This is a genomic window from Delftia sp. WSY_7, from assembly GCF_043104845.1.
GTDB lineage: Bacteria > Pseudomonadota > Gammaproteobacteria > Burkholderiales > Burkholderiaceae_C > Comamonas > Comamonas tsuruhatensis.
In genome coordinates this window covers 108,028-122,000 of sequence record NZ_JBICLB010000034.1, presented here as the reverse complement: position 1 = coordinate 122,000, position 13,973 = coordinate 108,028, and the positions used below count along the sequence as shown (strand labels likewise).

Sequence of the window (13,973 nt, the reverse complement as noted above, 5' to 3'; positions counted from 1 at the left end):
CATGCCCTCCCTGCCCCACCCTTCCAACGCGCCTGCTGGCCCCCAGTCCTCCCTGGGCCAGCAGGCGCGTTTGCATTGGGTGCGAGGACTGTGCAAGGGCCTGCCCGGCGTGGCCCAGCAGCTGCTGGCGCAGATGGAGCAACAGGCCCAGGCCGTGGGCACGCAGCGCGAAATGCAGGAGCGGCGTGAAGCCTGGGGCAACTACCGCCAGCACCAGAGCGCCTGGCTGAACGCCAGCATGCAGGCCCTGCAAGGCGCGCTGCAGCCGGCCAAAGCCGCGCCTGCCGCCGTGCCGCAGCGCGGCGCGCTGCAGTTCGAGTTGCTCAGCGACGATGTGGTGGAGAACAAGATCCTGGCCTCCCGCATGGCCCTGGCCATGGGAGAGACCGCAGCGCCGGCCTTCGACACGCTGCGTCTGCGCATGCAGTTCATCGAGGGCCGCGAGCTGCCCTCGGACGATATCCTGCGCACCGAAACCGTGTGCCGGCACCTGGTCGAGCAATGGCTGGCCACGGGCCTGCAGCGCGGTGATCTGCAGCGCGTGCTGGACCTGCTGCAGACGGCCCTGGCACCCGTGCTGGTGACCGAGTACCAGGCCGCCCATGTGCTGCTGGACGGCCAGGGCGTCACCCGCTCGCAGGACGTGGCCATGCGCGTGCGGCGCACCGAGGCAGGCAACTCCACGCGCGCCATGGGCCTGGGCCAGACCGCCGCGCCACCTGCTGCGGCCTCGCAGCATGCCACTGCATCACAGCATTCCTCGGCCTATGCGCCCACGCAGATGGGCGGCGTGCCCGGCGCTGCCGCCTACCCGCCCGACACTGCGGTGCCCCCCCATGGCCAGATGCCGGCGATGCCCGCCATGCCCGTAGGCCTGACAACCCTTTCGCGCGCACGCCACCGCGCCCAGGAAGTCGTGGGCCAGTTGCGCCGCCTGCTCATGCAGCCGGGCGTGGGCGTGCAGGGCCTGGTGCCCGGTGTGGGCGCAGGCATGCCCCAGGCGCCCGCATCGGCCGCGCTGACCCAGGCCTTGCTGGAGCAGCGCGTGGTGGCCCAGACGCAGTACCAGCAGATGCTGGCCCAGGGCCTGACCACGCTGCACATCGATGTCAGTCCGGCTGCCATCGGCCAGCTGGTCGGGCAGGTGCGCGAACGTTCGGCCGACCTCAAGCGCAAGGCCACCACCTCGGGCGAAAAGGCCACCATCGAGATCGTGGCCCTGATGTTCCAGGCCATCCTGACCGAGGACCGCATTCCGCCCTCGGTGCGGGTCTGGTTTGCCCGGCTGCAGGTGCCGGTGCTGCGCGTGGCACTGGCCGAGCCGGAATTCTTCAGCAACCTGCGCCATCCGGCCCGGCTGCTGATCGACCGCCTGGGCTCCTGCGTGATGGGATTCGACGCTTCCAGCATCAGCGGCAGCGCGCTGGAGTCCGAGATCCGGCGCATCGTCCAGGTCATCGAGCAATACCCCGAAACGGGCCAGAAAGTGTTCGTGCTGGTGCTGCGCGAGTTCGAGGATTTCCTGGCGCGCTACCTGACCCAGTCGCAGGACAAGGCCAAGATCGTCACCGTGGCCCAGCAGGTGGAGCAAAAGGAAACCCTGGCCATCCAATACACGATCGAGCTGCGCCACCTGCTCACCGACATGCCGGTGCGCAAGGAGATCCGCGAGTTCCTGTTCAAGACCTGGACCGAGGTGCTGGCCCTGGCCGCCGTGCGCCACGGTGCCAAGGACGCGCGCACCATGCGCTTCAAGCAGGCCGCCAGCGAACTGGTCTGGGCCGCCAGCGCCAAGCCCACGCGCCAGGAACGCTCGCGCGTGATCCAGACGCTGCCGACGCTTTTGCAGACCCTGCGCGAAGGACTGGCCCTGATCGGTGTCACGGGCGACGCCCAGTCCACGCGCATCAAGCTGGTCACCGACACGCTGGCCGAGGCCTTTGTCTCCAAGACCGCGACCATCGCCCCGGCCCGCATCGAGGCCATGGCGCAGCGGCTGGCCCATCTGGAGCAGTACATCAATGAAGACGGCATGCTCGACGAGGACATGCCGCTGTCGCCCGAGAACATCGAGATGATCCTGGGCGTGGACACGGCCGGCCTCAACGTCATCCCGAGCACGAACACGGCCGTGGAGCCGGTGATGCTGGAATGGGCGGCCTCTCTGGAGACGGGCCGCTGGTTCACCCTGGACCACAACGGCGCGCGCATCCAGGTGCAATACACCTGGCGCAGCCGCCGCAAGCAACTGCACCTGTTCGCCGCGCTCGATGGCACCTGCCACCTGCTGCAGCTGCGGCGCATGGCCTCCTACCTGCAGTCCGGCCTGCTGGCCGTGCATGACGAGGAGGCGCTCACCGTGCGCGCGACGCGGGATGCGCTGCAGAAGATTCAGGCGAACCCTGAAAGGCTAAGCTCCCACTGAGGCGCTACGCGCCTTCCCCCGGGGCACGGCGCCTCTCTACCCGCTTCGCGGGGGAGGGGGACGATGCCATCGGCTAGGCGCCCCCACCGCGAGGCGGCTCTTGCTCGGCATCTCCCGCTTGGGGACGCGCCAGTTTTTGAGATCAGGCCTGGGCCAGGCGCTGGAACAGGCCGCCGGGCAGGCGTTCCACGCGGCCTTCCAGTTCCAGCTCCAGCAGGTGGGCCTGCAGGGCTGCGGCGTCCATGCCTGTGCGGTCCATGAGCTCGTCCAGCGACAGCGGGTCGTGGGCCAGGGCGCGCAGGGTGGCGTCGCTCTCAGGGTCCTGGGCGGACTGGACAGCTGCCGCTGCCGATACAGGCTTGGGAAGCGGCAGGCGCGCGGCCGTGCCCTGCAGCTCATCGAGCACGTCCTGCGCCGTTTCCACGAGCTTGGCGCCCTGGCGCAACAGCGCATGGCAGCCACGCGACTGGGGCGCGTGGATGGAGCCAGGAATGGCAAAGACTTCGCGGCCCTGTTCGCTGGCCAGCCTGGCCGTGATCAGCGAGCCCGACTGCAGGGCCGCCTCGACCACCAGCGTGCCCTGGGACAGGCCCGCGATGATGCGATTGCGCTGTGGAAAGTGCGCGGCCATGGGGCCGGTGCCCAGCGGATATTCGCTGACGATCAGCCCGTGGCTGGCCACTTCGCGAGCCAGGGCGGCATGGCGCCGCGGGTAGACCTGGTCCAGGCCCGTGCCGACGACAGCAATGGTGACGGGAGCACCCAGTCCGCCCAGGCGTGGCGCCGCGCGCAGCGCGCCTTCATGGGCCGCGCCATCCACGCCTTGCGCCAGTCCGGAGACGATGCACAGGCCGGCCTCGGCCAGCGCCTGCGCCATGGCACGCGCGTTGGCCGCGCCCTGGACCGTCGGCCCGCGGCTACCGACCATGGCCAGGGACTGTGGATAGGGGAACCAGGGGCCAGAACCTGTCATGCAGCGCTCGCTGCCCTGCACATGCAGCAGCAGCGGCGGATCTTCGGTCTGCAGCAGCGCCTGCGGATACTGGGGATGGCCCAGCGCAAGCACGGCATGCAACTGCCCGGAAGCGGGCTGGTCCAGCCATTGCGCCGTGGCCGCCACAAGCTGGTCCAGGCGCTGGGGCACGGTCTGCAGGGCATGGGCCTGAGCGGCGGTCACCAGTCCGTGCCAGGCGGACGGCGGGCCGCTCCAGATGTCCTGCGCACCACCGCAGGCCGCCAACAGACGCCGGGCCGTGGTGCGGCCCACTCCGGGCGTCAGCAGCAGCCGGAGCCAGGCAGAGAGTTCGTCAGGAGCCAACCGGTCCGTGGACTGCAGGGCGGCCGCCATGGCGCTGCCGGCAGGCCGTGGTGGCTCAAGGAGCCGGCGAGGTCAGGCTGTCGCCGACCTCGACACCGCGCCGCGCCTCCAGGATCAGCGCGTAGGAGACGCGATCGAAGGTCCGGAACACCATGGCATGGCCGTTGTGTTCGTCGGGCAGTTGCACCTCTTCCTTTTTCTCGCCCGTCTTGTCCACGATGCGTGCGCCGCGGCGTATCAGCTCCAGCACCGTGCCCACGTCCATGCCGTCCTGCGTGCCCTTGTTGATGGCAATGACCTGGTTGTTGGCCGCCCAGCGCACGGCCTGATCACCGTACAGGGAAACCACATGGGCCTTCACTGCCTGTTGCGGCGCGTGGGGCGCGTAGTTCATGTAGGTGCGCTCGGGCGCGGGCAGCAGGCGGTCGCCGGCGCGCATTTCGGTCTTGGAACGCGACAGGTCCACCGTGGCGGGAGAGTTCTGCTGGTGCTTTTCGCCCTTGCTGTCGACGATCTCCAGCGTGGTCTCGCCCTCGATGAGATCGGCCAGGCCCAGGTACTTGGCCTCATAGCCCAGCACCTCGCCGGAGATGGGGTCCTTGAGCGCCACGGCATCGCGGAAGACGCGGTACTGGCGCGGCAGGCCGTCCCCCTTGCGCAGCGGCGCCTCGGCCGTGCCGCGTGCATAGGCGCGGTCGCCGCTGGCCATGAGCACGCGCTCGTCCGTGGTGGCGATCAGGCGTGGCGCACGCAGCAGCGTTTCGGCATCGACGACCAGGGGCTCGGCCAGGAAGGGCTCGATCAGATGGGGCTGCAGCGTGGGCAGGGCCGCCTGGGCCAGGGATTCGCTGCGCGTGCTCGGAGTGATGCGGACCACGCCGGGCTCTCCGCCATCGCCCATGGGGCGGGCCGTGCTCAGGCGGGCGTAGCCGTCACGCTTGTCCAGGTACAGCACCTGGCCCGGATAGATGAGATGGGGGTTGGCGATGGCCTGCATGTTCATGCCCCACAGCTCGGGCCAGCGCCAGGGACGGCGCAGGAACATGCCGGAGATGCCCCACAGCGTGTCGCCGCGCTTGACGGTGTAGCTGTCGGGCGCATCGGGCGCCAGCTCACCCACGGGAACGCCCTGCTGCGCCACCTGCTGGGCTGCCGAGCGCTGCGATGGCGTCACCGGATACTGCTGCGCGTGGGCCGCCGCACACGCGGCGATCAGGGCCGAGGCAACAGTCCAGGTACGAGCTGTGGCGAATGCAGTCATGGAATTCCTCTTCTTGTGTCTGACACAGCGTCCCTCCTAGGCACTGCGGCACGGCCGATCTTGTCATGAACGGCCATACAGGTCTTACAAATCAGCAAAGATTCTGCGTGCAAGGCCATGAGAGGGCAACGCTTATTGCGTCGTCCCGCTGCGCCCAGGCAGAAAAGTGGCGAAAATAACGACATTCACCGACCACGCCATGTCCATTCTGCCCATTCTTTGCTATCCCGACCCCCGCCTGCACACCGTCGCCAAGCCGGTCGCCAAGGTCGATGACCGCATTCGCCAACTGGTCCAGGACATGTACGCCACCATGTATGACGCCCAGGGCGTGGGACTGGCCGCCACCCAGGTGAATGTGCATGAACGCGTGGTCGTGGTCGATGTCTCCGAAGGCCGCGACGAGCCCTTTGCGCTGATCAACCCCGAGCTGCTCTGGGCCAGCGACGAGAAGCAATTGGGCGAGGAAGGCTGTCTGTCCGTGCCCGGCATCTACGACGGTGTCGAGCGCTCCACGGCCATCAAGGTCAAGGCGCTGGACGAGAACGGCAACGAACGCATCATCGAGGCCGAAGGCTTCAAGGCCATCTGCATCCAGCACGAGATGGACCACCTGATGGGCAAGGTCTTCGTCGAATACCTGTCGCCGCTCAAGCGCAACCGCATCAAGACCAAGCTGCTCAAGCAGCAGAAACAGGCAGAACGCGCATGACCCGCCTGCCAGCGCCTCGCTTCATGCCGCGCTGGAAGATGGACGGCGCGGGCCTCGTTGCCTGGGCGCTGCTGGCCCTGTCCCTGTTGCTGGCCGGCTGCACCGTACCCGAGTGGCAAAAGCCCGGCACGCCACGGGCCGACATCGAGCGATCCATGGGCCGCCCGACCCTGAGCCTGCCGCTGGACGGCGGCGGCACGCGCCTGGTCTACAGCTGGCAGCCTGCAGGCCAGCAGGTCTATCACATGGATTTCGACGCCAGCCAGCGCCTGGTGCGCGTGGAGCAGGCACTCACCATCGAACGCTTCCACGCCCTGCGCAATGGCGAGGACACCCGCGAAAGCGTGCGCCAGCTCTTCGGCCCGCCTGCGCTGATCGAGAGGGTCTACAGTTTCAACGGCGACATCTGGACCTACCGTATCCTGGAAAATGGCATTCGCCGCCAGGCCCATGTGCATATCGACCCCGCCGGCGTGGTGCGCCGCGTGATGTTCACCGACGAAGTGTTCAATGACGACGATCGGCGTTGAGCCTGCACACCGTCCCCACCGTCCCTACTGGATTGCATGAGAGTCATTTTTGCCGGCACGCCCGAGTTCGCGCGCGTTGCCCTTGAACGCCTGCTCGCCGCGGGCTTCACCGTCCCCCTGGTGCTGACCCAGCCCGACCGTCCCGCCGGGCGCGGCATGAAGCTGCAGGCCTCTCCCGTCAAGCAGTGCGCTCTGGAGCATGGCATTGCCGTGGCCCAGCCGCGCAGCCTGCGCCTGGACGGCAAATACCCCGAAGAGGCCGCCGCCGCCCGCGCCGCCATCGAAGCGGCCCAGGCCGATGTCATGGTCGTGGCCGCCTACGGGCTGATCCTGCCGCAGTGGGTGCTCGATACGCCCCCGCGCGGCTGCCTGAACATCCACGCCAGCCTGCTGCCGCGCTGGCGCGGCGCCGCCCCCATCCACCGCGCCATCGAGGCCGGCGATGCCGAGACCGGCGTCACCATCATGCAGATGGACGCGGGCCTGGACACGGGCGACATGTGCCTGGTCGAGCGCCTGCCCATCACCGCCGACGACACCACGGCCAGCCTGCACGACAAGCTGGCCGACCTGGGCGGGCGCCTCATCGTCGAGGCGCTGGAGATGAGCGCCTGCGGCGGCCTGCCGCGCACGCCCCAGCCTGCCGAGGGCGTGAACTACGCGCACAAGATCGAAAAGGCCGAAAGCCAGATCGACTGGCGCCAGGATGCCGAGGCCATTGCCCGGCGCCTGCGCGCCTTCAATCCCTTCCCGGGCGGCGCCACGCAGTACGGCGATGAATCCATCAAGGTCTGGGAGGCTCACGCCGACCCCGCCGCCGCCTTGGCGGCGGCAGTGCCCGGCACCGTGCTGTCCGCAGGCGCCGACGGCGTGCGCGTGGCCTGCGGCCAGGGCGTGCTGTGCATGACGCTGCTGCAGCGCGCGGGCGGCAAGCGGCTGGCGGCAGGCGATTTCCTGCGCGGCTTCGATCTGCCTGAAGGAGCCATCCTGGACGGTGCTGCCAGCGGCGGCACGCCATGAACCTGCAGCCCCTGGTGGAGCGCGCACGCGGCATTGCGCGCGATCCCGCCTTCATGACCGGCGTGCGCGACATGTCGGGCACGGCGCTGGGCATCGGCGCCTGGGGCCTGGTCACGGGCGTGGCCATGATCAAGAGCGGCATGTCCTTGCCCCTGGCGCTGTTCATGGGCCTGCTGGTCTATGCCGGCAGTGCCCAGCTGGCCGTGCTGCCGCTGATGGCCGTGGGCGCGCCCATGTGGGTGGTCTGGTTCACGGCCATCTGCGTGAACCTGCGCTTCGTCATCCTCAGCAGCATGTGGCGCAGCTACTTTGCCCACCTGCGCCTGCGCCACCGCCTGGCCATCGCCTATTTCAGCGGCGACGTGATCTTCGTGGGCTTCATGAAACGCTACCCCGATGCCCGGCCCCAGCCCGAGCAGCTGCCCTATTTCTGGGGTGCCGCCTCGACCAACTGGCTGGCCTGGCAGATCCCGTCCACGCTAGGCATCCTGCTGGCCGACCAGGTGCCCCTGTCCTGGGGACTGGGCTTTGCGGGCGTGCTGGCCCTGATGGGCGTGCTGCTGTCCATGCTCAACGACCGTGCCACCTGGGTGGCAGGCGTGGTTGCGGCCAGCGCGGCCGTGGCGGCCTTTGCGCTGCCGCTCAAGCTCAATATCCTCGTGGCCATCGCGGCAGCCGTGGCCGCAGGCCTGCTGGCGGAAACGCTGCAGCAGCGCCTGCGCGCACTGCAGGCGCCTGAAAAAGGGGAGTCAGGCCCGGTGATTCTCCCGCCCGATACAGCCCATGGCGAGCGCCATGCCCGGCTGCCGCTGGACGAAGACGCCCGGCCCGTGCAAACCAAGGAAAAGGAAACGCTCTGATGGATCTGTCCTGGCTGTGGCCCTGGCTGGCCTGCGTGGGCCTGGCGGCCATCACGCTGTTCACACGCGCCTTCTTCCTGATTCCCGAGCGCGAGGTGCCCTTGCCGCAATGGCTCAAGCGCGGCCTCAAGTACGCGCCGCTGGCGGCCCTGGCGGCCGTGATTGCGCCCGAGATCGTGATGACCAACGGCCGGCTGATCTCCACCGTGGTCGATGCGCGCCTGCCGGCCCTGGCTTGCGCGGTCATGTATTTTTTTTACAAGCGCAGCATCATGGGAACGATCGCGCTTGGCATGGCGGTCTATCTGCCACTGCATATCGGCCTGGGCTGGTAGGCGCAGCGCGGCCCAGAGCGACCGAGAGCGCCCGGCTCCCCGGCTGAAACCGGATTACAGGCGTTCCCGATGCCCCGGATCGCCGGTGCGCACGCCCGCTGCCGGAGCGGGCACGCCGCCTACAATGGCCGCGCTTTACCTCTTTTTCGTTTCAATTCCATGGCGATCGCCACCGATCGCAACGCCGCCGTCATGAACATTCTCCGTTTCTCCGATCTGTGCGCCCAGGGCAAGGCCCAGGGCCAGCGCGTCTTCATCCGCGCCGACCTCAACGTGCCCCTGAACGATGCCGGCGAGATCACCGAGGACACGCGCGTGCGCGCCTCCGTGCCCGCCATCGAGATGGCACTGAAGGCCGGCGCCGCCGTGATGGTGACCAGCCACCTGGGCCGTCCCACCGAAGGCGAGTTCAAGCCCGCCGATTCGCTGGCGCCCGTCGCCCGCCGCCTGGGCGAGCTGCTGGGCCGCGAAGTGCCCCTGGTCGCCGACTGGGTGGACGGCGTGCAGGTGGCGCCCGGCCAGGTCGTGCTGCTGGAGAACTGCCGCGTGAACGTGGGCGAGAAGAAGAACAAGGAAGAACTGGCCCGCAAGCTGGCCGCGCTGTGCGACATCTTCGTGCACGACGCCTTCGGCACTGCCCACCGTGCCGAGGGAACCACCTACGGCATCGCCCAGTTCGCGCCCATTGCCTGCGCGGGACCGCTGCTGTCGGCCGAGATCGACGCCATCACCAAGGCCCTGGCCAACCCGCGCCGCCCGCTGGCCGCCATCGTGGCAGGCTCCAAGGTCTCGACCAAGCTGACCATCCTGCAGTCGCTGGCCAAGAACGTGGACCAGCTCATCGTGGGCGGCGGCATTGCCAACACCTTCATGCTGGCGGCGGGCCTGAAGATCGGCAAGAGCCTGGCCGAGGCCGACCTGGTCGGCGAGGCCCGCGCCGTGATCGACGCCATGGCCGCACGCGGCGCCGAGGTGCCGATTCCCACCGACGTGGTGGTCTCCAAGACCTTCGCGGCCGACGCGCCCGCCACCGTCAAGAAGGCCACCGAAGTGGCTGACGACGACATGATCCTGGACATCGGCCCCGAGACCGCCGCCCGCCTGGCCGAGCAACTGCGCAAGGCCGGCACCATCGTCTGGAACGGCCCCATGGGCGTGTTCGAGTTCGACCAGTTCGCCAACGGCACCAAGGTCGTGGCCCAGGCGATTGCCGAGTCCGACGCCTTCAGCATCGCCGGTGGCGGCGATACCCTGGCCGCCATCGCCAAGTACGGCATCGAGGACCAGGTCGGCTACATCTCCACGGGCGGCGGCGCCTTCCTGGAAGTGCTGGAAGGCAAGACCCTGCCTGCCTTCGAGATCCTGCAAAAGCGCGCCAACGGCTGAGCACGGCAACATCCGGATACGGGGCACTTTCTTGTCAGTGCCTCGCGGCGAAGCCACAATCGACACTTTGCGCAGCTGCAGCAATCCGCCGCAGCGCGCCCCCGCACCGAGGAGAAATCCATGCGATCGTTCAAATCCGCCGGCGGCCTGGCCCTGGCGGGCCTCTGCCTGGCCCTGGCGGGCTGCGTCAATGCACCGATGACCAGCTACTTCGAAGCCACGGCCCAGCCCAAGATCGGCGCTGCCGGCCACTGGGACTCCGTGGCCAACGATGTCGTCGCCAAGACGCTGGAGACACTGCAAAAGACCGGCATCGAGCGCACCACGCCGGTCCACGTGGCCCTGCCGGCCGAGCCCAGCCCGTTCGACAAGGGCTTTCGTGAGCTGATCATCACCAAGCTCGTGCAAAGCGGCGTGACCGTCATGCTGCAGCCGGCCCAGGCCCAGCTGCAGGTGAGCTACGGCGCCCAGGTCGTGCGCCACGGCAAGCGCCTGCCCAACCCCGAACTCGTGCTGACGACGACGGTGGTGCGCAACAACCAGTACCTGGCGCGCAAGACCGACGTCTACTACCTCGAAAAGAGCGACGCCGTGCTGTTCACGGCCGAGGACGAGCGCCCCGAATTCCCCACCAAGAACCTGAAGGTGGTGGGCCAATGACGCTGCGCACGCCCCTCCTGCCGGCCGCGCTGGCTGCGGCGGCCCTGCTGTCCGCCTGCGCCGTGCCCGCCCCCGCGCCTTCGCCCGAGTTCTCGGCCGCACGCCGTGGCGAGCCCACCTACCAGTCGGCCGCAGCCAACCCCTTCATCGCCAGCAGCCGCGCTGCCGTGGACGAGCTGGTCAAGGGCCTGAACACCGAGGAACTGGGCGAGGCGCCCGTGCTCGTGGCCACCGTGGTCAACGTCAACGACCTGACGCGCTCGGCCCCGCTGGGCCGCACGCTCAGCGAGCTGTACGCCTCCCAGCTGTCCGCCAAGGGCTACAACGTCAAGGAGCTGAAGCTGCGCGGCGATGTGTACGTCAAGGAAGGCACGGGCGAGCTGCTGCTGTCGCGCGAGATCAAGGACATCGCCCGCAACCACAATGCGGCCCTGGTCCTGGTGGGCACGTACTCGGCGGCTGCCAAGTACACCTATGTGAGCCTGAAGCTGGTTCGCACCGACGACAGCCGCATCGTGCGCAGCCACGACTACGCGCTGCCCAACAACATCGACATCCAGCGCCTGCTGGGCGCCCCGGCCACGGCGCAACGCTGAGGCCCTGCAGCCTGACTGCGCCCGTGTGGGCAGTCAGGCTGCGTCTTCTTCTCCCGACCTTCCCCTGCTTGCCCTCAGCGGCCGCGCGCCGGCCACAGCACCGAGGCGATGGCCACCACCATCAGCGCCACGGCCGTCCAGTCCTGCCAGTGCAGCACCTCGCCCAGCCACCAGGCGCCGCTGAACACGCCCAGCACGGGGATCATCATCACGCTCAGCGTGGACGCCACGGGCGGCAGGCTGCGCGCCAGGAAGAACCAGACCGTCTGGCCAAAGCCCAGCACCAGCACGCCGTTGAAGACGATGGCGCCCGTGGCCTGGGCATCGGGCCAGTGCCACAGGTGGCGCTCGAAGACGAAGGCCAGCACCGTGAGCGTCAGCGCGGTCAGCGCCACCATCCACAGCGTCATCGTCAGCAGGGGCACGGGCACCTCGGCGCGGCGCAGCTTCTGCGTGCCGAAGGCCCAGCTCAGCGCGGCGGCCAGCATCAGGCCCACGCCGATGGGGCGGCTGCCCAGGGCGCCGACCTCGTGCCACAGCAGCAGGAGCACGCCCGCCAAGGCCGCCGCCACACCCGCCCAGGCACGCGGCGCCAGCCGGTCATGGAAGAACAGGCTGCCCAGCACGGCCGAGAAGATGGGCATGGTGTAGCCCAGGATGGCCGCCCGCCCGCTGGACAGCATGGGGATGGCAATGATGATCAGGCTGTTCCACAGCACCATGTTGAACAGCGTCAGCTGCGCCAGCCGGGGCCAATAGGCGCGCGGCACGGCCAGCGGCAAGCGGCGCCAGACCACGAAGGCTGCCAGGATGGGCAGCCCCACCCACATCGAGGCCATGCGGAAACTCAGCGGCGGGAAATGCTGCACGCCCAGCTTCATCACCGGCCAGTTGATGCCCCAGATCAGGGTCAGCGCGATCAGCAAAAGGATTTGTCGGGCGGTGAAGGCAGGCATAGGCCTGCCGATTGTGCCCATGGGCCGCCAAACCCGCTGGATGCCCGGCGACAGGCCCCGGGAAGGGCCGATCGCTAAAATCGCGCCCCATGACCTTTCTCGACATGCTGCGCAATGCCACCGCCCAGAACCAATCCATGCTGTGCGTGGGCCTGGACCCCGAACCCAGCCGCTTTCCTGCGGCCATGCGCGGCGATGCAAGCAAAATCTACGAATTCTGCGCCGCCATCGTCGAGGCCACGGCCGATCTGGTGAACTCCTTCAAGCCCCAGATCGCCTACTTCGCGGCCCACCGCGCCGAAGACCAGCTGGAAAAGCTCATGGCCCACATGCGCGCCGTCGCTCCCCATGTGCCCATCATCCTGGACGCCAAGCGCGGCGACATCGGCTCCACCGCCGAGCAGTACGCCAAGGAAGCCTTCGAGCGCTATGGCGCCGACGCCGTGACCCTGTCGCCCTTCATGGGCTTCGACTCCATCACACCCTACCTGCAGTACGAGGGCAAGGGCGCCTTCCTGCTGTGCCGCACCTCCAACCCCGGCGGCGACGACCTGCAGGCGCAGCGCCTGGCCGACCTGCCGGGCCAGCCGCACCTGTTCGAGCATGTGGCGCGCCTGGCGCAAGGCCCCTGGAACACCAACGGCCAGCTCGGCCTGGTGGTGGGCGCCACGCGCCCGCAGGAGATCGAGCGCGTGCGTGAATTCGCGCCCTCGCTGCCGCTGCTGATTCCCGGCGTGGGTGCCCAGGGGGGCGATGCCGTGGCCACCGTCAAGGCGGCGCGCATCGGCGGCGGCCCCATCATCATCAATTCCTCGCGTGCGGTGCTCTATGCATCGCAGGGCGACGACTTCGCTGCCGCCGCGCGCACCGCCGCCCAGGCCACGCGCCAGACGCTGCAAGACGCAGCCGCTGCCTGAGACGGCAGGGAAGCCCGGCCATGCAAGGCAAATGGCTGGAAGACTTCCTGCTGCTGGCCCAGGAGCGCAGCTTCACGCGCGCGGCCGAGCTGCGCCATGTCACCCATCCGGCCTTCGGGCGGCGCATCCGCGCGCTGGAGGCCTGGGCCGGCACGCCCCTGGTCGAGCCCGGCGGCGGCCCCGTGCGGCTGACGCCGGCCGGCGAAGCCTTCCGCGATACGGCCGAGCAACTGGTGCGCACGCTGGCCCAGTCGCACGATGAACTGCAGGCCGTGGCCGGGCGCCAGGCCCGCGTGATCACCCTGGCCACGGGACGCACGCTGGCGCGCACCATCGTGGCCGACTGGCTGACGCGCCACGGCAGCGTGCTGCAGACGGCCGAGCTGCGCGTGGTCACGCGCACGCTGGACGAGACCGTGGCCATGCTGCAGCGCGGCGAAGTCAGCTTCACGCTGGTCTACCACCACGCCGCCATTGGCGTGCGCCTGGACGGCCGCCAGTTCAGCTACCTGACGGTGATGCAGGACAGGCTGGTGCCCGTGGCCCGCGCCGATGCCCGGGGCCGCCCGCTGTACGAGCTGTCGGCCAGCCACCAGCCCGTCGCTCCCGTGCCCTACCTCGCCTTCTCCCACAGCATGGCCCTGGGCCGGCTGGTGGAAGATCACCTGGCCCGGCATCCGCTGGCGCCGCGCCTGCGCCGCTGCGTGGACTGCGACTCGGCCGACGCCCACTACGAATACGTGCTGCGCGGCCTGGGCCTGGCCTGGATGCCGTGGTCCATGGTGCGCGGCGACTGCCAAGCCGGCCGCCTGGCCGTGGCCGGCGACCCGGGCCTGGAAGTGCACTTCGACGTGCGCCTATACCGTCCCAAGCGCCACCTGGGACCCGCAGCCGAGCAGTTCTGGAGCGACATCACGGGCGCCTGACGGGTGCATGCATGCGCCCTCCTGGTGCAAACCCGCACCGCGCTGTGGAACAAGCGGGTTTTGGTGCTGCA

General features: G+C 69.0%; 14 protein-coding genes. 11 read left to right on the top strand and 3 right to left on the bottom strand.

Annotation, left to right across the window (positions count from 1 at the left end; translation table 11 throughout):
• Position 1 precedes the first annotated feature (1 nt).
• On the top strand, positions 2 to 2,425 hold the full coding sequence (locus ACF8ME_RS15345; protein ID WP_392417265.1) for a DUF1631 family protein: 2,424 nt from the start codon (positions 2 to 4) through the stop codon (positions 2,423 to 2,425).
• A gap of 142 nt (positions 2,426 to 2,567) precedes the next feature.
• Here ACF8ME_RS15345 and dprA read toward each other — a convergent pair whose 3' ends face one another.
• Together dprA and ACF8ME_RS15335 are read right to left on the bottom strand one after the other, a co-directional pair.
• Positions 2,568 to 3,773, bottom strand: a complete 1,206-nt coding sequence (gene dprA / locus ACF8ME_RS15340; RefSeq protein WP_392417264.1) for a DNA-processing protein DprA — start codon at positions 3,771 to 3,773, stop codon at positions 2,568 to 2,570.
• A gap of 25 nt (positions 3,774 to 3,798) precedes the next feature.
• Positions 3,799 to 5,004, bottom strand: a complete 1,206-nt coding sequence (locus ACF8ME_RS15335; protein WP_047218912.1) for a LysM peptidoglycan-binding domain-containing protein — start codon at positions 5,002 to 5,004, stop codon at positions 3,799 to 3,801.
• A 199-nt stretch (positions 5,005 to 5,203) separates the two neighbouring features.
• On the opposite strand from ACF8ME_RS15335, the gene def reads away from it, so the two are divergent.
• The 8 genes from def (at position 5,204) to ACF8ME_RS15295 (ending at position 11,103) form a co-directional block, all read left to right on the top strand.
• A complete protein-coding gene (gene def / locus ACF8ME_RS15330; protein ID WP_016449360.1) occupies positions 5,204 to 5,716 on the top strand; it encodes a peptide deformylase in 513 nt (170 codons plus the stop codon).
• Positions 5,713 to 6,246 (top strand): hypothetical protein, encoded by a 534-nt coding sequence (locus ACF8ME_RS15325; RefSeq protein WP_016449359.1) that lies wholly within the window; start codon positions 5,713 to 5,715, stop codon positions 6,244 to 6,246. The genes def and ACF8ME_RS15325 overlap by 4 nt, the downstream gene beginning before the upstream one ends.
• Positions 6,247 to 6,282: 36 nt before the next feature.
• Positions 6,283 to 7,266, top strand: a complete 984-nt coding sequence (gene fmt, locus ACF8ME_RS15320; protein ID WP_392417262.1) for a methionyl-tRNA formyltransferase — start codon at positions 6,283 to 6,285, stop codon at positions 7,264 to 7,266.
• Positions 7,263 to 8,126: an AzlC family ABC transporter permease gene (locus tag ACF8ME_RS15315; RefSeq protein WP_017407703.1), complete on the top strand. Its 864-nt coding sequence runs from the start codon at positions 7,263 to 7,265 to the stop codon at positions 8,124 to 8,126. The genes fmt and ACF8ME_RS15315 overlap by 4 nt, the downstream gene beginning before the upstream one ends.
• Positions 8,126 to 8,461: an AzlD domain-containing protein gene (locus ACF8ME_RS15310; RefSeq protein WP_012202761.1), complete on the top strand. Its 336-nt coding sequence runs from the start codon at positions 8,126 to 8,128 to the stop codon at positions 8,459 to 8,461. The genes ACF8ME_RS15315 and ACF8ME_RS15310 overlap by 1 nt, the downstream gene beginning before the upstream one ends.
• 192 nt (positions 8,462 to 8,653) lie before the next feature.
• Positions 8,654 to 9,847 carry a phosphoglycerate kinase gene (locus ACF8ME_RS15305; protein ID WP_034348266.1) on the top strand — a complete coding sequence of 398 codons (1,194 nt, stop codon included), beginning with the start codon at positions 8,654 to 8,656 and terminating at the stop codon, positions 9,845 to 9,847.
• Between the two features lie 120 nt (positions 9,848 to 9,967).
• A complete protein-coding gene (locus ACF8ME_RS15300; protein WP_016449355.1) occupies positions 9,968 to 10,507 on the top strand; it encodes a hypothetical protein in 540 nt (179 codons plus the stop codon).
• Complete coding sequence (locus ACF8ME_RS15295) at positions 10,504 to 11,103, top strand: FlgO family outer membrane protein (protein WP_017407706.1); 600 nt, start codon at positions 10,504 to 10,506, stop codon at positions 11,101 to 11,103. The genes ACF8ME_RS15300 and ACF8ME_RS15295 overlap by 4 nt, the downstream gene beginning before the upstream one ends.
• A 74-nt stretch (positions 11,104 to 11,177) precedes the next feature.
• Here ACF8ME_RS15295 and ACF8ME_RS15290 read toward each other — a convergent pair whose 3' ends face one another.
• Positions 11,178 to 12,059, bottom strand: a complete 882-nt coding sequence (locus ACF8ME_RS15290) for a DMT family transporter (protein ID WP_034389732.1) — start codon at positions 12,057 to 12,059, stop codon at positions 11,178 to 11,180.
• 89 nt (positions 12,060 to 12,148) lie between these two features.
• On the opposite strand from ACF8ME_RS15290, the gene pyrF reads away from it, so the two are divergent.
• Both pyrF and ACF8ME_RS15280 read left to right on the top strand, forming a co-directional pair.
• Positions 12,149 to 12,976 (top strand): orotidine-5'-phosphate decarboxylase, encoded by an 828-nt coding sequence (pyrF, locus tag ACF8ME_RS15285; RefSeq protein WP_016449352.1) that lies wholly within the window; start codon positions 12,149 to 12,151, stop codon positions 12,974 to 12,976.
• A gap of 20 nt (positions 12,977 to 12,996) precedes the next feature.
• The gene (locus tag ACF8ME_RS15280; RefSeq protein ID WP_017407708.1) at positions 12,997 to 13,902 is read left to right on the top strand and encodes a LysR family transcriptional regulator; all 906 of its coding nucleotides are present in this window, start codon (positions 12,997 to 12,999) and stop codon (positions 13,900 to 13,902) included.
• Positions 13,903 to 13,973: the final 71 nt, after the last annotated feature.